This is a genomic window from Streptomyces sp. AJS327 (assembly GCF_013450295.1).
Classification (GTDB): domain Bacteria; phylum Actinomycetota; class Actinomycetes; order Streptomycetales; family Streptomycetaceae; genus Streptomyces.
Map to the genome: position 1 here is coordinate 166,854 of NZ_SKBR01000001.1, position 20,647 is coordinate 187,500.

General features: G+C 74.1%; 15 protein-coding genes and 1 rRNA gene (1 of these 16 running past the window's edge). 12 read left to right on the forward strand and 4 right to left on the reverse strand.

Annotated elements, in window-relative coordinates; all coding sequences use genetic code 11:
• Positions 1-7 precede the first annotated feature (7 nt).
• Genes E0L36_RS00640 through E0L36_RS00650 form a run of 3 tightly spaced genes read right to left on the reverse strand, consistent with a single transcriptional unit; the run spans position 8 to position 2,961 of the window.
• Entirely contained in the window at positions 8-1,417 is a 1,410-nt protein-coding gene (locus E0L36_RS00640) for a coenzyme F420-0:L-glutamate ligase (RefSeq protein WP_180926895.1), read from the reverse strand.
• Positions 1,414-2,406, reverse strand: a complete 993-nt coding sequence (cofD, locus tag E0L36_RS00645; RefSeq protein ID WP_180926896.1) for a 2-phospho-L-lactate transferase — start codon at positions 2,404-2,406, stop codon at positions 1,414-1,416. Before cofD ends, E0L36_RS00640 begins: the two co-directional genes overlap by 4 nt.
• 33 nt (positions 2,407-2,439) lie before the next feature.
• A complete protein-coding gene (locus E0L36_RS00650; RefSeq protein ID WP_180926897.1) occupies positions 2,440-2,961 on the reverse strand; it encodes a cysteine dioxygenase family protein in 522 nt (173 codons plus the stop codon).
• Positions 2,962-3,730: 769 nt separating this feature from the next.
• On the opposite strand from E0L36_RS00650, the gene E0L36_RS00655 reads away from it, so the two are divergent.
• The 3 genes from E0L36_RS00655 to E0L36_RS00665 all read left to right on the forward strand — a co-directional run bounded on the left by E0L36_RS00655 (position 3,731) and on the right by E0L36_RS00665 (position 9,541).
• Complete coding sequence (locus tag E0L36_RS00655; RefSeq protein ID WP_180926898.1) at positions 3,731-3,994, forward strand: WhiB family transcriptional regulator; 264 nt, start codon at positions 3,731-3,733, stop codon at positions 3,992-3,994.
• A gap of 244 nt (positions 3,995-4,238) precedes the next feature.
• The gene (locus tag E0L36_RS00660; RefSeq protein ID WP_180926899.1) at positions 4,239-7,985 is read left to right on the forward strand and encodes a glycosyltransferase family 2 protein; all 3,747 of its coding nucleotides are present in this window, start codon (positions 4,239-4,241) and stop codon (positions 7,983-7,985) included.
• Positions 7,982-9,541: a DUF5719 family protein gene (locus tag E0L36_RS00665; protein WP_180926900.1), complete on the forward strand. Its 1,560-nt coding sequence runs from the start codon at positions 7,982-7,984 to the stop codon at positions 9,539-9,541. The genes E0L36_RS00660 and E0L36_RS00665 overlap by 4 nt, the downstream gene beginning before the upstream one ends.
• A gap of 121 nt (positions 9,542-9,662) precedes the next feature.
• On the opposite strand, the gene E0L36_RS00670 is transcribed toward E0L36_RS00665, so the two are convergent.
• Complete coding sequence (locus tag E0L36_RS00670; RefSeq protein WP_180926901.1) at positions 9,663-10,145, reverse strand: metallopeptidase family protein; 483 nt, start codon at positions 10,143-10,145, stop codon at positions 9,663-9,665.
• Between the two features lie 459 nt (positions 10,146-10,604).
• Between E0L36_RS00670 and E0L36_RS00675 the strand changes: the two genes are divergently transcribed.
• The 9 genes from E0L36_RS00675 to E0L36_RS00720 form a co-directional block, all read left to right on the forward strand.
• Positions 10,605-11,051: a DUF3499 domain-containing protein gene (locus tag E0L36_RS00675; protein ID WP_180926902.1), complete on the forward strand. Its 447-nt coding sequence runs from the start codon at positions 10,605-10,607 to the stop codon at positions 11,049-11,051.
• Between the two features lie 138 nt (positions 11,052-11,189).
• Positions 11,190-12,557, forward strand: coding sequence for a phosphomannomutase/phosphoglucomutase (locus E0L36_RS00680; RefSeq protein WP_180926903.1), 1,368 nt, complete (start codon positions 11,190-11,192; stop codon positions 12,555-12,557).
• A gap of 221 nt (positions 12,558-12,778) precedes the next feature.
• Complete coding sequence (locus E0L36_RS00685) at positions 12,779-12,958, forward strand: Trm112 family protein (RefSeq protein ID WP_180926904.1); 180 nt, start codon at positions 12,779-12,781, stop codon at positions 12,956-12,958.
• A 438-nt stretch (positions 12,959-13,396) separates the two neighbouring features.
• The gene (locus E0L36_RS00690; RefSeq protein ID WP_180926905.1) at positions 13,397-14,617 is read left to right on the forward strand and encodes an SIS domain-containing protein; all 1,221 of its coding nucleotides are present in this window, start codon (positions 13,397-13,399) and stop codon (positions 14,615-14,617) included.
• A gap of 40 nt (positions 14,618-14,657) precedes the next feature.
• Positions 14,658-16,220 (forward strand): mannose-6-phosphate isomerase, class I, encoded by a 1,563-nt coding sequence (manA, locus tag E0L36_RS27245; protein ID WP_258015848.1) that lies wholly within the window; start codon positions 14,658-14,660, stop codon positions 16,218-16,220.
• 33 nt (positions 16,221-16,253) lie between these two features.
• Entirely contained in the window at positions 16,254-17,174 is a 921-nt protein-coding gene (locus E0L36_RS00705) for a cation diffusion facilitator family transporter (RefSeq protein ID WP_180926906.1), read from the forward strand.
• Positions 17,175-17,815: 641 nt separating this feature from the next.
• On the forward strand, positions 17,816-19,276 hold the full coding sequence (gene ahcY, locus E0L36_RS00710; RefSeq protein WP_180926907.1) for an adenosylhomocysteinase: 1,461 nt from the start codon (positions 17,816-17,818) through the stop codon (positions 19,274-19,276).
• Positions 19,277-19,378: 102 nt separating this feature from the next.
• Entirely contained in the window at positions 19,379-20,020 is a 642-nt protein-coding gene (locus tag E0L36_RS00715; RefSeq protein ID WP_180926908.1) for a hypothetical protein, read from the forward strand.
• Between the two features lie 571 nt (positions 20,021-20,591).
• A 16S ribosomal RNA gene (locus tag E0L36_RS00720) occupies positions 20,592-20,647 on the forward strand (it continues 1,478 nt past the right edge of the window).

Below are 20,647 nucleotides of genomic sequence, written 5' to 3' on the forward strand. Positions count from 1 at the left end.
CCGTGGGTCAGCGCACCGTCAGGAAGTCCTCCGGATCGCGGGTGCCCCGGGGCCGGGGCGCCCCGGCCGGGTGGCCGATGGCCACCGCGCCCATCGGGTCCCACTCCGGGGGCAGTTCCAGCACCTCCCGCACCACGTCGCGGCAGAACATGGTGGACGAGATCCAGGCCGAGCCGAGCCGTTCCCCGGCCAGCGCGACCAGGAAGTTCTGGATGCCCGCGCCGGTCGCCACCACGAACATCTCCCGCTCGGCGGCGCTCCGCCGCTCGTCCGGATAGCGGTGCGCCCCCTCCGCGACCAGGCAGGGAACGGCCAGGTAGGGAGCCTCGCGGAGGACGTCCCCGCGCCGGATCCGCTGCGCGACGCTCTCCTCGCTCCTGCCGTCGGCGCGCAGGTCCGCGATCCACCGCTCGCGCATCGCGTCGAGCAGCCGTGTCCGCGCCTCCGCCGACTCCAGCAGCACGAAGCGCCACGGCGTCGTGTGGTGCGGGGCGGGCGCGGTGAGCGCGGCGGCGACCGCGCGCCGGACGGCGGCCCCGTCCACCGTCTCCCCGGTGAACTCCCGCACGGTGCGGCGCAGGGTGACGGCCTCGCGCACCGCCTCCGAGGTGCCGAGCCGGAACATGTCCTGGGCCGCGTCCCGCACCAGGACCCTCGCCCCCGCCTCGTGGCCGTCCGGCCCGGCGGGCGACTCCGGCCCGCCCGGCTCGTCACCGCCCGCGGGGCGCAGTACGTGCTGGGGGAGCCCCCGGACCACCGCGACCGGCAGCCCGTCCGCCTTGCCCTTCACCAGCTCGCCGACGGCGGCCAGTTCGTCCCCGACGGCGGTGACCGTCACCCCCAGCGCGTTGCCGTGCGCGTCGACGCCGCCCCGCAGGTCGTCCAGCATCCGCACCCCGGAGGCGCCGATCGCCACGTCCGTCTGCCCCTGGCGCCAGGGTCGCCCGAACGTGTCCGTGATGACGACGCCCACCTCCACGCCCAGCGTCCGCCGCAGGCCACGGCGGATCAGCCGCGCCGAGGCGTCCGGGTCCTCGGGCAGCAACAACACCGTGCCCTTGGGGGTGTTGGAGGCGTCCACCCCGGCCGCCGCCATGACGAAACCGTGCCGGGACTCGACGATCCGGGCCGGTCCGCGCCGCGCGACGACGCGGACCGTCTCCGCGTCGATCGCCGCCTCCCGGTCATCCGCCTCGACGATCCGGCCCTCGGCCTTGCTGACGACCTTCGAGGTGACGACCACCACGTCCCCGTCCACCAGCCCCGCTCCGCCGGGGGCCGGGGGACCGGGCGGCGGGCCGGAGCCCCCGCCGGTCGCCGCGTCCGCGATGAGCGCGACCAGGTCGGCGCCAGGCCGGACCTCGGGGATGCCGGGCAGCGCCCACACGCTGTACGAGGGCGGGTGCGGCGCGCTCACGCGCGGACCTCCTCGGCCAGCTCCAGCGCGGCCCGGGCCATCGCAGCCGTCGTCTCCGGGTCCCGCATCATCAGCGGCACCGCCCGGCAGCGGATACCCGCGGCCTCGACGTCCGCCACGGAGCCCTCGTCCACCGAGTCCACCAGCCAGCCGTCCAGCAGACCGGAGCCGTAGTGCTGGGCCACGGCGGCCGCGGTGGTCTCCACCCCGACCGCGGCCAGCATCCGGTCCGCCATGCCGTGCACCGGCGCGTCCCCCACGATCGGCGAGAGACCGACCACCGGAACTCCCGCCTCCGCGATGGCCTCCCGCACCCCGGGCACCGAGAGGATCGTCCCCACGCTCACCACCGGGTTGGAGGGCGGGAACAGCACGGTGTCCGCCTCCGCGATCGCGTCCAGCACCCCGGGCGCGGGCTTGGCGGTGTCCGCGCCGACCGGCACCACGGCGTGCGCCGGAACCGAGGCGCGCAGCCGTACCCAGTACTCCTGGAAGTGGATGGCCCTCCGGCCGCCTCCGCCCTCCCCGGCCGGCTCCTCGTCGAGGTCGGCGGTGTCGATCAGGACGTGGGTCTCCACCCGGTCGTCGGTCATCGGCAGCAGCCGCACCCCCGGCCGCCAGCGCTGGCAGAGCGCCTCGGTGACCGCGCTGAGCGGATACCCGGCTCCTATCATCTGGGTCCGGACGATGTGGGTGGCGAAGTCTCGGTCACCGAGTCCGAACCAGCCGGGACCGACGCCGTACGCGGCCAGCTCCTCCCGCACGGAGAAGGTCTCCTCGGCACGTCCCCAGCCCTGCTCCTCGTTGATCCCACCGCCGAGGGTGTACATCACGGTGTCGAGGTCCGGGCAGACCTTCAGGCCGTACAGGTGGATGTCGTCTCCGGTGTTACCGATGACGGTGATCTCCGCCTCCGGCGCGGCCGACGTGAGACCTCGGAGGAAGCGGGCACCGCCAACGCCTCCGGCCAGAACCACAATGCGCTGCATGCGGACAGTCTGGCAGCCACCGGACGGCCGTCGTCAGCTGCCTACCGCTTGCCTGCCGCGCTCCGCGGGGGCGCCCGCGCAGCGCATGGGCATCCGCGTCAGACCCGGGAAGTAGACGTGCAGACTGACGGCCGGTTCCAGACCGTCGTTGACCACTTCGTGCACATATCCGGGCGCGAAGACGCGCTGGGCGCCCGGCCCGAGCGCGCGGCACCGCTCCGGCCTCTCCGGCGCCGAGGCCGGGACCGAACGCTCCGTCAGTTCGCCCGCCAGCACGGTGAGGACGCCGGAGGAGGCGCCGTGGTCATGCCGCCCGCTGCCCTGTCCGGGCACCCAGCTCAGCAGCCAGACCTCGTACCCGGGTCCGGTGCGCAAGCGGTGGTACCAGCGGAGGGTGGCGTCGTACCGGACGAGCGGGGCCCAGTGGTCCCGGTCGGCGGCGATGGCGCGCGCCAGTCCGGCGAAGCCCGCCACCGTCGACGGGTGGGCGGGGACGGGCGGCAGCAGATGGGGAATGGCGAGCGGGTCGCCCGCGATCTCGACGTCGCTGTTCACGGTGTGGTGCCTTCGCTGTCAGAGGGCGCGCGGCCCGTTGCTGGATGACGGTGTGCCGAGGGCGTTCAGCGACAGCGACAGCGAGGGTGGTGCGGGCGGTTCCCGACGGGCGCCGGACGCGACAGGACTGTCGAGAACGTCGGCCCAGCGGAGTGCGCCGGGAACGCTGAGCGGCGGCAGCACGGCGTCCCCCGGTGAGCCGGGGAGACGGGGCCCCGGAAGGTGGGGCGGAGTTCGGCGCTCGCTCGCATGGCGCCCAGCAGACCGTGCGAACCGTCCCGCTGTCAAACGGATGTCGTGTTTGGGGGGAATGTTTCACCGCTTCCGGTTGCCGTGGTCGGCGTCACCTCCGCGGGCCGCGACCATGGAGAGCGCCGTGGTGCGCCGTGGTCGCCGCTCCGGTTCCTCGCCGGAGGTGGTGCGCGGGGTTCGCGCGGCGGCGTGCGGACTCCACCGGCTTCGCGCGGGCTTCGCGTGGGTCCGCGGGCCGGTGCTCGCCGGGCCGGAGCGGGTGGCCGGGCGCCGGGCGGGAGTGTGCGCGTAACGGGTCATCGCGGTCTATCTCGGCAATTCAGCATCAACTGATCGCTTTGAATAGATTTGAACACTTACTGGATGAGTTTGGTTCCGCAGAGTGAATAACGGGCTCAATAGCAGATCTCGGCTTGACTGCCCCGGATCGGCACACTTGTAATTTCACCCGTGTTGTTCGAGCGGGCTCGGCAACGACGGCAGCACGGGAAAGCAGCGACAGACGAGGGGTGCGCAGATGACCGAGCTGTTCCAACAACTCCTGGTCGACGAGTCGGACGAGGAACTCGGCTGGCAGGAACGCGCGCTGTGCGCGCAGACCGACCCCGAATCCTTCTTCCCAGAGAAGGGCGGCTCGACCCGGGAGGCGAAAAAGGTCTGCCTCGCCTGTGAAGTCCGCTCCGAGTGCCTGGAATACGCCCTCGCGCACGACGAACGTTTCGGTATCTGGGGCGGTCTGTCCGAGCGTGAGCGGCGGCGACTGAAGAAGGCGGCCGTCTGACGGGCACTCGCCCCACCCGGTACGATCCCGGCTTCGCCCCCCCCGGACGAGCCGGTCGGGACCCATCGCCACCGGATACCGATACGGACCGCCGGACGCCCCGCACCGAGCCGTTAGTGTGGGGCCGTCCGAGACGCACCTCGCCCCACGGGGCACGTGCGTCCACCGCAGCGTCTTCCGGGGGTTACAGCCTTGAGCGGCTCCGCCGCGGGCCCCCGCGCCTCCGGGGAGGGCCCGTACCTCGATGTCCGTGCACAGCCATACGGTGGCCCAACACCCGGCGGCCACACCTGAGTTCCCCCGGCACGTGGTCACCGCCGTGCTCGTCGCGCACGACGGCGCGCGCTGGCTGCCCGAGTCGCTGACCGCGCTGCTCGGCCAGGAGCGCCCCGTCCAGAGCGTCATCGCCGCCGACACCGGCAGCGCGGACGACTCGGCGCGGCTGCTGTCCGAGTCGCTCGGCGCCGACCGGGTGCTCCACATGGCGCGCCGCACCGGCTTCGGTGCCGCCGTCGACGAGGCCGCCCGTACCGCGCGGGTGCTCACCCCGGAGGACCTGCCGTACCTGAAGCGTCCCTCCGGCTGGGACCCGGTCACCCGCAGCTGGCGGGACGAGGCGTACGACATGCCGGAGCTTCCGCACGGCGAACCCGTGCAGTGGCTCTGGCTGCTGCACGACGACTGCGCGCCCGAGCCGGACGCCCTCGCCGAGCTGCTGCGGGTGGTGGACGCCGACCCGTCCGTCACCGTCGCCGGGCCCAAGCTCCGCGGCTGGTACGACCGCAGGCAGCTGCTGGAGGCCGGGGTCTCCATCGCCAACAGCGGCCGCCGCTGGACGGGCGTGGAGCGCCGGGAACAGGACCAGGGACAGCACGACCAGGTGCGGCCGGTGCTCTCCGTCTCCACCGCCGGGATGCTCGTCCGCCGGGACGTCTTCGAGGCGCTCGGCGGGTTCGACCGGCGGCTGCCGCTCATGCGGGACGACGTGGACCTGTGCTGGCGCGCGCACGCGGCGGGCCACCGGGTGATGGTGGTACCGGACGCCGTGGCGCGGCACGCGGAGGCCGCGTCCCGCGAGCGGCGGCCCGTCGACTGCGTCGGCCGGGCCAGCCGCGGCGCCAGCCCACACCGGGTGGACAAGGCGGGCGCGGTCTACACCCTGCTGGTCAACGCGCGCGCGGCGGTGCTCCCCTGGGTGCTGCTGCGGCTCGTCGTGGGCACCGTGCTGCGGACCCTCGCCTACCTCGTGGGGAAGGTGCCGGGACAGGCGCTGGACGAGATCGCCGGGCTCTCCGCCACGCTGCTGCGGCCCGGGCGGATCATCGCGGCCCGGCGCCGACGGGGCAAACCCCACGTCCCGCACACCGAGCTGCGGGCCCTCTTCCCCCCTCCCGGGGCGACCGTTCGGGCCACCGCCGAGCAGGTCGCCAGTAACCTCGGTGGCCGCTCCGAACCCGAACTCTCCTCGGGCGGACGGCACGGCGCGGTGGAGTCCGGCCCGGGCGACGACGACGCGGACTTCCTGGAGGTCGACCAGTTCGCGCGGGCCAGGCGGCTGGCGGGCAAACCGGCGCCGGTGCTCTTCGCCGTCCTGCTGCTCGTCTCGCTGGTGGCCTGCCGGGCACTGCTGGGCGGTGGCGCCCTCGCGGGCGGCGCGCTGCTCCCCGCTCCGGCGGACGTCTCCGACCTGTGGGCGCGCTACACGGAGGGGTGGCATCCGGTCGGTACCGGCGGTACCGAGTCGGCGCCGCCCTACCTCGCGCTCGTCGCCGCCGTCTCCACGCTGCTGTTCGGCAGCACCGGACTGGCGCTGACCCTGCTGCTCGTCTGTTCCGTGCCGCTCGCCGGGCTCACCGCGTACTTCGCGTCCCGGCCGCTGGTCGAGTCGCGGCTGGTCCGCGCCTGGGCGAGCGTCACCTACGCCTTCCTGCCCGCCGCGACGGGCGCGCTGGCCGGCGGCCGGATCGGCACCGCCGTGCTGGCCGTCCTGCTGCCGCTGCTGGCCCGCGCCGCGGTCGCCTCCGGCGGCCTGCGCGGGAAGCCGAGCTGGCGGGCGGCCTGGGGGTACGGGCTGCTGCTCGCGCTGGCCACCGCGTTCACTCCGATCGTCTGGCCGGTGGCGCTGGTGCTGGCGGCCGCCGCGCTGGTGTGGCACTGGCGCTCGGGCGGGCGGGCGCTCCGCGCGGTGGCGCTCCGTCAGCTCGCCGCGCTGCTGACGCCGCTGGCGCTGCTGGCCCCGTGGTCGCTGGCGCTGCTGACCAGCCCCGGTGACCTGCTCAGCGAGGTCGGCCTGCCCTACGGGACGGGCTCCGCCTCGGTCCTCGACCTCCTGACCCTCTCGCCCGGCGGGCCGGGAGCGCTGGGCGGACTGTTGCTCGGCGGGGTGTTGCTGGCCGCGCTCGCGGCGCTGCTGCGGGGCGAGCGGGTCACCGCGATCCGCGCCGCCTGGCTGGCCGCGCTGGTCGGGCTGCTGTTCGCCGGGCTGTCCAACGGCTCGGCGTGGGCCGGGCCCGCGACGCTGGTGTACGGCGTCGGGCTGCTGTCCGCCGCCGCGCTGGGGGCGGAGGGCGCCAAGGAGCGGGTCGCCGAGCAGAGCTTCGGCTGGCGGCAGCCCGCCGCCGTGCTGATCGCGGCGGCCGCCGTCGCGGCGCCGCTGCTGTCCGCCGTCAACTGGATGGTGGATGGCGCCGACACCCCGCTCTCCCGCCGTGACCCCGTGCAGGTGCCCGCCTTCGTCGCGGAGGAGAGCGGCACCCGGGACCAGGCGCGCACCCTGGTGCTCTCCGGTTCCGCGGACGCCTCCGACGTGCGGTACTCCCTGGTGCGCGGCTCCGGAGCCCGCCTCGGCGACGCCGACCTGGCGGCGGCGATGGGCACCGAGAGCGGGCTGGACCGGGTCGTCTCGCACCTGGTCGCCGGTTCCGGCGCGGACCAGAGCAGCCAGCTCGGCGGGTACGCGGTGCGGTACGTCCTGGTCCGGGACGGCGCGCCCCGGGAGATGAGCCGGGTACTGGACACCACCCCCGGACTGACCCGGCTCAGCCAGGAGGACGGCAGCGCCCTGTGGCGGGTCGACAGCGAGGTCTCACGGCTCGCCGTGGTGCCGGGGCAGCGTGAGAACGGCGCCGCCGGTGCCGTCACCGCGCCGGTGCCGGTCGCGGCCGGTGCCGTCGAGGCACACACGGAGCTGCCGGACGGTCCGGCGGGCCGCGTGCTGCGGCTGGCCGACGCCGCCGATCCGGGCTGGCGGGCGACGCTGGACGGCGCGGCGCTCCAGAAGACCACCGTGGACGGCTGGGCGCAGGGCTTCGAACTGCCCACGAACGGCGGTCAGCTGGACCTCACCTACGAGCCGCCCGCCAGCCACGGCCTGTGGCTGTGGGGACAGGCGGCGCTGGTCGTGGTGGTCGTCGTGCTGGCGCTGCCCGGCCGCCGCCGCGAGGTGGACGACGACCTGCCAGAGGAGCCCGTGGTGCCCGCCCAGCCCGTGGCGGGCGAGGGGCGCCGGGCGCGCAGGCTGCGCGCGGCTGCGGCCGGTGCGGAGTCCGGTGCGGAGGCCACCTCCGCCGAACCCCCACGCCCGCCGGATGGGTTGGCGCCGCCGCCCCAGGACCCCGCGCTGATTCCCGGGCAGGCGCCGCCGCCCCCGCCCCCGGCGTACGTGCCGGAGCAGGGGGTTCCCGGACAGCAGTCGCCCCCTCCGGGCTACCCGGCGGGCGAGGCGCCGCCCCCACCCCCCGGTGACGCGCCCGCGTACCCCGTGCCGCCCGACCCGTACGGCGCGGACCCGTACGGCGCTGCCCCCTACGGCGGCGATCCCTACGGCGCCGACCCGTACGGGTACCAGGGCGGCCAGGCGTACCAGGAGGCCCCGGGACACCAGGGCCAGCAGGGCTATCCGAGCCAGCAAGGCCAGCAGGGACACCAGGGACACGGCGGGCACGACGGTGCGGCGGGATCCCCCTACGGCAACGGGAGCGCGCAGCAGTGAACCGGACCACCCTGAATCTGATCGGCGCGGTCACCGCACTCGCCGCCGTGGCCGGGGTCGCCGCCGCGTCCGCGCCGGGGGAGGACTCCCCGGGCGGTACGGCCGAGCGCCGCCCCGTCGAGCGGTCCACCCTGGTCTGCCCCAAGCCGACGCTCTCCGACGTGGCCGAGACGGACTACACCGCGTTCTCCCCGAAGGGCGGCCCCCGGAGCAAGGGGAGCGCCGAACTCCACCCCGCCGCGCTGGCGGAGACCGGCGAGGACCCGGAGAACGACGGCAAGAGCGGTGACGGCGAAAACGGCGAAGGTGCTGACAAGGACGACAAGGGGGGCAGGGGTGGGAAGAGTGAGCCCTTCGTTCCGCTGAGCAGCCCGGGCACCCCGGTGACCGACTCGACCGACAGTGCCGAGGCGCCCGCGCTCGTCGGCTCCGCCGAGGGCCGGTTCGCGCCCGGTTGGACCGTGCAGCAGACCACCGAGGTCAGCGCGGGAGCCGGGCGCGGCCTCCAGGGGGCCGCGTGCACCGCGCCGGACACCAGCATGTGGTTCCCCGGCGCCAGCACCGCCGACGACCGTCAGGACTACGTGCACCTGACCAACCCGGACAGCACCGCCGCCGTCGTCGACCTGGAGCTGTACGGCAAGGACGGCAGGGTGTCGTCCGCCTCCGGGGAGGGCGTCACCGTCCCGCCGCGCTCCACCGTGCCGGTGCTGCTCTCCACCCTGACGCCCGATCCGGTCACGAACCTCACCGTGCACGTCGCGGCCCGCTCCGGCCGGGTGGGCGCCCAGGTGCAGGCGGTGGACGAGAGGATCGGCGGCGACTGGCTGGCCCCGGTCAGCAGGGCCACGCCCTCGGTCGTCCTGCCGGGCATTCCGGCCGACGCCACCTCCGTGCGGCTGGTCGCCTTCGCCCCCGGGGACGAGGACGCCGACCTCTCGGTGCGGCTCGCCACCCCCTCCGGCTCCATCGCCCCCGCCGGGCACGACACCCTGCACGTCAAGGGTGGCCGGACCACCGCCGTCGACCTGCGCAAGCTCACCCAGGGGCAGCCCGGGTCGCTGCTGCTCGGCCCGGCCGAGGGCAGTGAGCTGAAGACCCCGGTGGTCGCCGCGGCGCGGATCACCCGGGGCAAGGGCGCGCGGCAGGAGACGGCCTTCATCACCTCCACCGGCCCGCTCGGGCAGCGCGGCACCGTCGCCGACAACCGGGCCAAGGGCACCACCCTCGCGCTGGCCGCCCCCGGGAAGGCGGCGAAGGTCCGCGTGACCGCCTCGGCGGGCAGCGGCGGCGGAACCGCCGTGCGCCGCACGGTCAACGTCAAGGGCGGCGGCACCACCGCGCTCACCCCGCCCCGCCCGCGTGGCGGCAAGGGCAGCTACGCGCTGACCGTCGAGCGGGTCTCGGGCGGGCAGGTGCACGCCTCCCGGATGCTGGAGCGGTCAGGCGGTGGCGGGCTGCCGATGTTCACCGTGCAGACCCTGTCCGACGACCGTGGCACCGTGGCCGTCCCGGACTCGGGCCAGGACCTCTCCGTGCTGACGGACGCCGACTGACCGGCGCGCACCGCCTGGTGGGCACCGGCCGCCGGGCACCGTCGGGGCCGTCGGCTCGGAGGTGCTCGGCGGAGTCCGTCTCGGCGGGGTGGGTGGTCGTTCGGCGGCGGGGCGGGCGGGGTCAGTCCTGTCCGTAGCGGGGGTCGACGGACTCGGGGGCGAGCCCGAGCAGTTCGGCCACCTGCTCCACCACGACCTCGTGCACCAGCAGGGCCCGCTCGTCCCGCCCGCCCGCGCGGATCTCCACCGGGCGCCGGTAGACGACGACCCGCGCCGGACGGTCGCCCTCCGGTCCGGTCACCCGCCCCAGCGGGACCGTCTCGGTGTCCTCGGAGAGTCCGCCCTCCAGCGCCTCGTCGGGTCGCCCGGTGCCCCGTGGCGCCATCGGCGGCACCTCCTGGACGGCGAACTCGACCCCGCTCAACTGCGGCCAGTGCCGCTCCAGGCGGCCGATCGAGTCGCGCACCAGGTCGTCGAAGGCCTCGGCCCGGCTGATGGCGAGCGGAACCTGCGGCGGAGCCACCGGACCGCGCATACCGCGCCCGTGCCGGTCCCGGCGCCGGGGGCCCGGCTCCGGTTCGCGCGGCGGTACATGACTGGTCATCACCTTCGAGCCTAGCCCCGGCCCGCGCACCCCGGGACGCATATACCGGTCAGGCACCCGGATGTCACGCGATGAACGTCCTCATCGGTTTTCCGTCCGCCCCGGGTTCCCGCGCGGCGGGCGGTCCCCCGTGTCATCCTCCCGCGTCCGTAGCGAACGGTCGGTCAGGAGCCGTACGTCCGTCGGACGAACGGCTGAGGGATTCCCCACGGTTCCCGCGCCCCGCGTGGGCCGAACCCGGCCGCGCGGCACGGGACTCCGCCCCCTCCGAGCGCCCGGGAACCCGGCGGCACGGGGCGCCCGCCGCCGGTGGAGCCGCAGGCGGCGCCCGTCCCCCGCGGCGCGGCGGCGGCCACGCCGGGGAGACCGCCGGACGGCCCCCTCTCCGTTCGCCCGGCCGCTTCGTCCGCGCAGATCAGGCGTTCCCGGCGAACCGGGGCGACACGGCAGAGTGACGCGGTGGAGAGTCATCGCAGCCCGCTCACGAGTGCGGTACGGTCCAACGTCGTGAGCCCCGTCCGTCGCTGTTCGCGCACCGCGTGCGGCCGTCCCGCCGTCGCGACGCTGACCTACGTCTACGCGGACTCGACCGCCGTGCTCGGCCCGCTCGCGACCTACGCCGAGCCCCACTGCTACGACCTCTGCGCCGAGCACTCCGAGCGCCTGACCGCACCGCGTGGCTGGGAGGTCGTCCGCCTCGCCCTCGACACCGGCCCCACCCGCCCCAGCGGGGACGATCTGGAGGCGCTGGCCAACGCCGTCCGGGAGGCGGCCCGTTCGCCGCGCCGCGACCCCGACGCCCCCGGGCCGACGGACGCGCTCGGCGGAGCCGACGGCCGGGACGCCGACCCGATGGAGGTCGCCCGCCGCGGTCATCTGCGCATTCTGCGCTCGCCCGAGCCCTGAGCGCCCCCTCCCACGGGCTCCCCGGGAGGCGTCCGTCGCCGTCTCAGCGACCGCCGGTAGATTTGGGCTCGTTCTGGACGGTTGCTGGACTGTTCTGGATCGTTCTGGACTTCGTGGATGCCGATGAGAGGGCTGACCGTGGCTGATCTGTCGCAGATCGTGAAGGCGTACGACGTGCGCGGTGTGGTGCCCGACCAGTGGGACGAGTCGACCGCCGAACTCCTCGGCGCCGCCTTCGTGGAGGTGACCGGGGCGCGGGCGATCGTGGTCGGCCACGACATGCGCCCCTCGTCGCCCGGACTGACCCGCGCCTTCGGCCGTGGCGCCGCCGCGAACGGCGCGGACGTCACCGAGATCGGGCTCTGCTCGACCGACGAGCTGTACTTCGCCAGCGGTCTGCTCGACCTGCCCGGCGCGATGTTCACCGCGAGCCACAACCCCGCCCGGTACAACGGCATAAAGCTGTGCCGCGCCGGTGCCGCCCCGGTCGGGCAGGACTCCGGACTCGGCGAGATCCGCGCGCTGGTCGAGGAGTGGAGCGCGGACGGCGCCGCCACCGGCCCGGCGCGCGCGGAGCGCGAGGGCCGCGTCGTCCAGCGCGACGTGCTCGGTGACTACGCCGCGCACCTGCGGTCGTTGGTCGACCTGTCCGCCATCCGGCCGCTCCGGGTCGCCGTCGACGCGGGCAACGGCATGGGCGGCCACACCGTCCCCACGGTCTTCGAGGGCCTGCCACTCGAACTCGACGCGCTCTACTTCGAGTTGGACGGCACCTTCCCCAACCACGAGGCGAACCCGCTGGATCCGGCGAACATCGTCGACCTGCGGGCACGCGTGCGGGAGACCGGAGCCGACATCGGGCTCGCCTTCGACGGCGACGCCGACCGCTGCTTCGTCGTGGACGAGCGGGGCGAGCCGGTCTCCCCCTCGGCGATCACCGCGCTGGTCGCCGAGCGCGAACTGGCGAAGGACCCGGGCGCCACGGTCATCCACAACTGCATCACCTCCTGGTCGGTCCCCGAGGTCGTCCGGGAGAGCGGCGGCACGCCCGTCCGCACCCGCGTCGGGCACTCCTTCATCAAGGAGCAGATGGCCCACACCGGGGCGATCTTCGGCGGGGAGCACTCCGCGCACTACTACTTCCGCGACTTCTGGAACGCCGACACCGGCATGCTCGCCGCCCTGCACGTCCTCGCCGCGCTCGGCGGACAGCCCCGGCCGCTCTCCGAACTCGTCGCCCGGTACGACCGGTACGCCGCCTCCGGCGAGATCAACAGCACCGTGGACGACCAGACGGCCCGGGCCAGCGCCGTACGCGCCGCCTACGCGGACCAGGACGGCCTCACCCTCGACGAACTCGACGGGCTCACCGTGACGTCCGACGACTGGTGGTTCAACCTGCGCGCCTCCAACACCGAACCGCTGCTCCGGCTGAACGTCGAGGCGCGGGACACCGGCACCATGGAGCGGGTGCGGGACGAGGTGCTGCGCCTCGTCCGCGACTGACGGCCCGGCCCTCGGTCTCCGGCCCCGGCCGGTCTCCGGACCTCCGGTTCCGGCCCGGCCGCGGAGCCGGGTCCGGGGCGCCCGTCGTGGCTGGCCGGCGAGCTGGGGCGGGAAGGGCCCACCGCGTACCGCGCGGCCCGGCGGGGTGCCCCGGGGCGGCGGGAGGCCGCCGACCGGGCGGTACGCTGAACGCACCGTCACCACATCGTCCGGAGGACACCATGCCGCTCGAAGCCGGTCTCCTGGAGATCCTCGCCTGCCCGGCGTGCCACGCGCCGCTCCGCGAAGCGGGCGACGAGCTGATCTGCACGGGCGAGACCCCGGCCTGCGGTCTCGTCTACCCCGTCCGGGACGGCATCCCCGTACTGCTGGTGGACGAGGCCCACCGCTCCACCGACTGAGCCCACCGGCCCCGGCCCCGCCCGTCGGGGCCACCGTCCGTCACCCTCCGCCCGCCCTCCGCGGCCGTCACCCCGGCCGTCCGGACGTGCCGGGCGACCCAGCCCGGGCCCAGCTGGCCCGGCCCGCGCCGGAGGCGGGGACCGAGGCCACGGCACGCGCCGGACCGGCGAGCGTGCCACCCCGGGACGGACCCCGATCGGCCGCCCGGCCCGCCCGTCCGGCGACAACCCGCCGCCGCACCGCGCGCTCGGTACCGCACCCCGGCCACCGGACCGGCGGTGCCCGCCACTTCGGGTCCTGGCACCTCCCGTCACCCGCCGAACCACCGGCCCGACGCTCCGCCCAGGACAGCCGCCACCCGGTACCCGCCGGGTACGCTCTCGCACGCCGGATCCCGCTCCGGCGTACCCCGGCACTGGATCGGAGGCGCACTGCCCGTGCTTGACGAGTCCCTCCTCGACGCCCCCGAGGCGCTGACCCGAGCCGACACCGACGACCTGCTGCGCGGCGCCGCCGAGGCCGGCGCCCGGGTGCGCGCCGGAGCGCGCGCCGCCGCCGAGGCCGGACTGACCGCGCTGCGGCCGGAGGGCCGCCCGCGCGCCGTGCTGCTGGCCGGGCCCGGAGCGGCCACCGTCTGCGCCGCCGAACTGCTCGGGGCGCTCGGGAACGGCAACGCGCCGGTCACCGCGCTCCGTCCCACCGGGGCGCGAGCCACCGCGGACGCGCTCCGCTGGTCGCTGCCCGGCTGGGTCGGCCCCCTCGACCTGCTGCTGGTCCACGGCCCCGAGGGCACCGAGCCCGGGCTGACCGCCCTGGTGGAACAGGCGTACCGGCGCGGCTGCACGGTACTGGCCCTCACCCCCGAGAGGAGCCCGCTCGCCGACGCGGTGGGCGAGACCCGGGGCATGACGCTGCCGCTACCCACGCGCCCGCGGGCGACCGGCACCCCGCCGGCGGGCGCCGGTGAGTTCGGCGGCTCGCCCGCGCGGGGCGCCGCCGCCCCGCCGGAGACGTACCCCGGTGTGCCCGATCACCGCACGCCACCCGGCGCGCTCTGGGACCTGCTGACCCCGCTCCTGGTACTGCTCGACCGGCTCGGGCTGCTCCACGCGCCCGGGCCCGCCGTCGAGGCGCTCGCCGACCGGCTCGACGAGACCGCGCGGAACTGCGGCCCGGCCCGGCCGACCTACGGCAACCCCGCCAAGACCCTCGCCACCGAACTCGCCGACACCTTCCCGCTGTTGTGGAGCGAGGGACGGGCGGCGGACGCGGTCGCGCGGGCGTGGGCTGGGCAGGTCGCGGCGCGCCTCGGCCGTCCCGCCCTCGCCGCCCCGCTGCCGGAGGCGATAGCGGCCCACGGCCCGCTGCTGGCCGGGGCGTTCGCGCCCGCCGCCGACCTGGACGACTTCTTCCGCGACCGGGTCGACGAGCCCGAGCCCACCCGGGCCCGGGTGGTGCTGCTCCGGGACACCACGGCAGACGGCGAGTCCGCCACCGGCACCGCCCGCGACCTCGCGCTCGCCCACCACACCCCGATCAGCGAACTGGACCCCACCGAGGGCGGCGGCGCGCTGGAGGCGGCGGCGGAGCTGTTCGCCACCCTGGAGTTCGCCACCGTTTACCTCACGCTCGCCAGCGACGCGTCAGCTGGGCCCTGACTCTCCCAACGCACCATCCTTCCCGTGAGGGGCGCACTCCATGGACCGCCTTGAGAACACCATCCGTCCCTACGCCTGGGGCTCGACCACCGCCCTGCCCTGGCTGCTGGGCACCGAACCGACGGGGGAGCCACAGGCCGAGCTGTGGATGGGGGCGCACCCCAGCGCCCCCTCCCGGGTCCTGCGGGACGCGGAGCCCCGGCCGCTGTCCGAGGTCATCGCCGCCGATCCGGAGCGCGAGCTGGGCCCACGGGTGCTGAACGCCTTCGGGCCACGGCTCCCCTTCCTGCTCAAGGTGCTCGCGGCGGCGGCTCCGCTCTCCCTCCAGGTACACCCGGACCGGGAGCGGGCCCGCGAGGGCTTCGAGGACGAGGAGCGGCGCGGCCTCCCCCGGGACGCGCCGGACCGCAACTACCCGGACAGCGGCCACAAGCCCGAACTCGTCTGCGCGCTCACCGAGTTCGAGGGCCTCTGCGGGTTCCGGCCCGCGGCCGAGGCGGCGGAGCTGCTCGCCGCGCTGAACGTGGACGGGCTCACGCCGTACGTCGACATCCTGCGCGCCACCCCCGAGCGGGGCGCGCTCCGCGAGGTCCTCACCGCCGTCCTCACCGCCGACCGCGCGGAGATCGCCGTCACCGTGGCGGAGGCCGCCGCGGCAGCCGAGCGCCTGGCGGGACCGGCGGCCGACGGCGAGCGGGAGGCCGAGGACGCGCGGGCCGTTGACGACGTTGACGAGGTACGCGACGTACGCGACGGCCCGGAGGCGCGCCACCTGCCGGACGCCCCGGACGAGACCCCGCGCACCACCGCGGATACCGCCTTCGTCCCGCCCGACCCGGTCGACCCGCGTCGGCCGGACGCTCCGGAGGCGTGGCCCGGAGCGCCCGGCGCCTTCCGCACCGCTCCCGCCCCCGGCGAGATCACCCCCGCCCCCGCCGGACCCCCGGACGCCGTCCCGTTCGGCGCGAGCCCGCCCCTGGCGGCGCCCCCCACTGGCGAGGCGGACCCCCACTCCGGCGAGGCGACCCCCCGCACGGCACCGACGGCCCCGCACGCCCGGGCCTACGCCGCGTACGCCGACATCGCCCGGCACCACCCCGGAGACCCCGGCGTCATCGCCGCGATGCTGCTCAACCACGTCCGGCTGCAACCGGGAGAGGCGCTGTACCTCGGCGCCGGAGTCCCGCACGCCTACCTGCGTGGCCTGGGCGTCGAGATCATGGCCAGCTCGGACAACGTGCTGCGCTGTGGGCTGACCCCCAAGCACGTGGACGTCGCCGAACTCCTGCGCGTGGTCCGCTTCGACCCGGCCCCGCCGCGCGTCCGGCGGCCGGAGGCCACGCCGGACGGCGAGGAGCGCTACGACACCCCCGCCGAGGAGTTCCGCCTCTCGCGCCTGGTGCTCGCGCCCGGTGCCGCCCCCCGCGAACTCCGCGCCCCCACACCGCAGATCCTGCTGTGCACCGCCGGCAGTCCGCGGGTGACCGGTGCCGACGGTGCCGAACTCACCCTGGGTCGTGGGCAGTCGGTGTACGTCCGGCCGGACGAGCCCCTGGCCGTCTCCGGTGGCGGTACGCTCTTCCGCGCCACCGTGGCCGTATGAGCGTCGGCCACACCGTCGGAAGGGGAACGCGCCGTGAGCGCAGCAGGGGGAACCAAGGCGATCGTCGCCGCGCTGACCGCCAATCTGGCCATCGCGGTCAGTAAGTTCGCGGCGTTCGTCTTCAGCGGCTCGTCCTCCATGCTCGCCGAGGGTGTGCACTCGCTGGCCGACTCCGGGAACCAGGGGTTGCTGCTCCTCGGCGGTAAGAAGGCCAAGAAGGAGGCGAGTGAACAGCACCCCTTCGGCTACGGCCGGGAGCGCTACATCTACGGGTTCCTCGTCTCCATCGTGCTGTTCACCATCGGTGGCGTCTTCGCGCTCTACGAGGGCTACGAGAAGATCAAGCACCCGCACGAGATCGAGCACTGGTACTGGCCGGTCGGCGTGCTGGTCTTCGCGATCATCGCGGAGATCTTCTCCTTCCGCACCGCGATACGGGAGTCCAACGAGGTCCGTGGCTCCCTGAGTTGGGGCCAGTTCATCCGCCGGGCCAAGGCCCCCGAACTCCCCGTGGTGCTCCTGGAGGACCTCGGCGCGCTGGTCGGCCTGGTTCTGGCGCTGGGCGGCGTCGGCCTCGCGCTGCTCACCGGGAACGGCGTCTGGGACGGCGTGGGCACCCTCTGCATCGGCGTGCTGCTGGTGGTCATCGCCGTCATACTCGCGGCCGAGACCAAGTCACTGCTGCTCGGTGAGTCGGCGGACGACGGGGAGCGCGAGCGCATCCGCGCCGCGCTGGTCGACGGCACGGCCATCACCAGCGTCATCCACATGCGCACCCTGCACCTCGGCCCCGAGGAACTGCTGGTCGCCGCCAAGGTCGGAGTCCGGCACAACGACCGCGCGCAGGACGTGGCGGAGGCGATCGACGCCGCCGAGACCCGAGTCCGGGAGGCCGTCCCGATCGCCCGCGTGATCTACCTGGAGCCCGACATCCTCCGCGAGACGGCCGGCTGACGCCCGAACCGCGACCCCGAGCGGGCGTGGCCGGGGCTGTGGCCGCGCCCGCTCGTCCCCCTCGTGCGGCGGGCGCGCCCCGCGACTCCCGCAGCACTCCGGCGCCCGGCCCCCGCGCCCCGGGCGTGAGCTAACTCACCCCGCTCGGCGGGGCGTTCACCGACGACGGCCGCACCACCCGCGGCGCACGCGGGACGCGGGCGACCGGGGGAACGCCCCCGCGGCCCCGCCCTCCCGTGGGAGTGACGTGACCGTGCATGTGGGTGGCCGGGTGGGGGAAGGAAGAGGCGAGTGTCTTTCCAACTGTCCACGGTGAGCGTGAGGACCCGGGCGAGAGCGGAACGACCGGCGGCGCGTGGCCGAAACCACGAGGGCCGGTCTTGTCTCCACCCCGGGCGATCCGGTCGACTGGACAGGCGGTGTAGATTCGTAGCGCGCAGACGTCGCTGCTGATGGCGGTCGGGCGGTCCGTTCCGGACCACCGAGGGAGAGAGGGCCTCCGACGGACTGAGCTGCGAGCAGGAGACGAGTGTGTCCGGTGTTCCGGAGTGGCCGATACGGCCCCCGCGCGCCGCCGCGCTCCCTCATGCGCCGCAGCACGGACCAGCCAGCCACAACCTCGACATCGAGGAGCAGCTCGCATGACGACGACCTCCACGACCGGCCAGGACTTCAAGGTCGCGGACCTCTCTCTGGCGGCCTTCGGCCGTAAGGAGATCAACCTCGCCGAGCACGAGATGCCCGGCCTGATGGCGATCCGCGAGGAGTACGCGGCCCAGCAGCCGCTCGCGGGCGCCCGTATCACCGGCTCGCTGCACATGACCGTGCAGACGGCCGTCCTGATCGAAACCCTGGTCGCCCTGGGCGCCGAGGTTCGCTGGGCGTCCTGCAACATCTTCTCCACCCAGGACCACGCCGCCGCCGCGACGGTGGTCGGTCCCGACGGCACCCCGGACGACCCGAGGGGTGTGCCGGTCTTCGCCTGGAAGGGCGAGACCCTGGAGGAGTACTGGTGGTGCACCGAGCAGGCCCTGACCTGGCCCGGCGTGCCGACCGGCGGCCCCAACATGATCCTTGACGACGGTGGCGACGCCACCCTGCTGCTGCACAAGGGCGTCGAGTACGAGAAGGCCGGTGCCGCTCCCTCCGTCGACACGGCGGAGAACGACGAGCACCGCGTCATCCTCGAACTGCTGAACCGCACGCTCAGCGAGAGCCCGCAGAAGTGGACTCAGCTGGCCAGCGAGGTTCGCGGGGTCACCGAGGAGACCACCACCGGCGTGCACCGGCTCTACGAGATGCACCAGGCCGGTCAGCTCCTCTTCCCGGCGATCAACGTCAACGACTCCGTGACCAAGTCGAAGTTCGACAACAAGTACGGCTGCCGCCACTCGCTGGTCGACGGGATCAACCGCGCCACCGACGTGCTCATCGGCGGCAAGACCGCCGTCGTCTTCGGCTACGGCGACGTGGGCAAGGGCTGCGCCGAGTCGCTGCGCGGCCAGGGCGCCCGGGTGCTGATCACCGAGATCGACCCGATCTGCGCCCTCCAGGCCGCGATGGACGGCTACCAGGTCGTCACGCTGGACGACGTCGTCGCGACGGCGGACATCTTCGTGACCACGACCGGCAACAAGGACATCATCATGGCCTCCGACATGGCCAAGATGAAGCACCAGGCGATCGTCGGCAACATCGGTCACTTCGACAACGAGATCGACATGGCGGGTCTCGCCGCCATCGACGGCATCGTGAAGGACGAGATCAAGCCGCAGGTCCACACCTGGACCTTCCCGAACGGGAAGAACATCATCGTGCTGTCCGAGGGGCGGCTGCTGAACCTCGGCAACGCGACCGGTCACCCCTCGTTCGTGATGTCCAACAGCTTCGCGAACCAGACGATCGCGCAGATCGAGATCTTCACCAAGCCCGAGGCGTACCCGACCGACGTCTACGTCCTGCCCAAGCACCTGGACGAGAAGGTCGCCCGGCTCCACCTGGACGCCCTCGGCGTGCGGCTCACCACCCTGCGCAAGGAGCAGGCCGACTACATCGGTGTTCCGGTCGAGGGCCCGTACAAGCCCGACCACTACCGGTACTGATCGCTGCCTGATCCGGTCAACTCCGGTCAGTACACGCGGTTCCCGGCAGGCCCCCGCCATCGAGGCGGGGGCCTGCCCCGCTTTCCACCCCACGGACCGAACATGCCCAGTGGCCGCTACACCCTCCGCGACCCGCACGACCACACCCTCCTCGGCACCGAGCACTTCCACTGCGCCCCCGGCCCGTCCGGCTGGCGGTACACCGCGCGGATCGAGACCCCCTCCGGCGGCCCCGCGGGCACCGTCGACCTGACGACCGACCGGCGCGGCCGCCCCCTCCGACTCGAACTACGCGCCGGATCCTGGCAGGTCAGAGGGACCGCGCTGGACGGGGTGACGTGGGTGCGCACCGACCCCCGCGGGGAGCTGGCCACCGAGGGCAACGTCGCAGCGCACGCCTTCACCGGCGCCTCGCCCGCCTTCCTGGTCGCCAACTCCTGGTTGCTGCCACCGGGCGAACCGGGGGAACCGGGGGAACCGGGGGCGGGAGACAGCTCGGCCCGGGCCAGGCTCGTCTCCTTCACCGGAAGCGCGCTCGCTCCGCGCACCATCGACCAGTCCTGGAGCAGAACCGGTCGCGAGACGCACACCACCGACAGCGGTCCGCTCGTCGTCGACAGCTACCGGCTGACCGCGCTGGACACCGCCGAGCAGTGGACCGTGCACATCGCCGGTGACGTGGTGCTGGACGCCCCCGGGGTGGCGCTGGAACACCTCGACTCCCCGCCGTCCGGGCCCTCGTGAGGCTTCGGACGGTGCCGTGGCCGAATGCGACGGGCTCCCGGTCCCTCGCGGACCGCCCGGGTGTGCGTGGGGCGCGCGGGACCTGCTACGGTTCACACCGCTCTGACAGACCGCTAACGCGGAAAAGACGAGCGGTGGATTCAGGCAAAGGCCCGGAGTTGGACGACTTCCCGGGCAGGGGCTAAGATTCACATCGCTTCACACACAGAGAGCCGGATTCCAGGTTTTCCCCGTGAGAAGCAGCCCCCGATTCTCACTCAGAAACATTCTGATAGTGTCGGGGACACACCGAGAGGGAAGCGCCCGGAGGGCCTGGTTTCAGGTTCGATGGAAGCGTCCGTTCTTTGAGAACTCAACAGCGTGCCAAAAGTCAACGCCAGATTGTTGATACCCCGTTCACGGGCTGCGTCTCACTTTTTGTGTGGGGTGTGGTTTGTGGATGTGGTTCCTTTGATTGATTTTGATGACAGCGAGGATGCTGGATGCTGACGGAATGATTCCTTTCGTTGGTGTCGCTCTCGTGAGTTGTCGTCCTGGCTCTTGCACTGTTGTGTGGGGGTTGGGTGTGACATTTACGGAGAGTTTGATCCTGGCTCAGGACGAACGCTGGCGGCGTGCTTAACACAT

Bases quoted from the DNA above. Each gene is read 5' to 3' on its own strand.
- E0L36_RS00655 (WP_180926898.1), top strand. From the start codon at position 3,731: ATGACCGAGCTGTTCCAACAACTCCTGGTCGACGAGTCGGACGAGGAA.
- E0L36_RS00660 (WP_180926899.1), top strand. From the start codon at position 4,239: ATGTCCGTGCACAGCCATACGGTGGCCCAACACCCGGCGGCCACACCT.
- E0L36_RS00670 (WP_180926901.1), bottom strand. From the start codon at position 10,145: ATGACCAGTCATGTACCGCCGCGCGAACCGGAGCCGGGCCCCCGGCGC.
- E0L36_RS00715 (WP_180926908.1), top strand. From the start codon at position 19,379: ATGCCCAGTGGCCGCTACACCCTCCGCGACCCGCACGACCACACCCTC.
- ahcY (WP_180926907.1), top strand. From the start codon at position 17,816: ATGACGACGACCTCCACGACCGGCCAGGACTTCAAGGTCGCGGACCTC.
- E0L36_RS00685 (WP_180926904.1), top strand. From the start codon at position 12,779: ATGCCGCTCGAAGCCGGTCTCCTGGAGATCCTCGCCTGCCCGGCGTGC.
- cofD (WP_180926896.1), bottom strand. From the start codon at position 2,406: ATGCAGCGCATTGTGGTTCTGGCCGGAGGCGTTGGCGGTGCCCGCTTC.
- manA (WP_258015848.1), top strand. From the start codon at position 14,658: ATGGACCGCCTTGAGAACACCATCCGTCCCTACGCCTGGGGCTCGACC.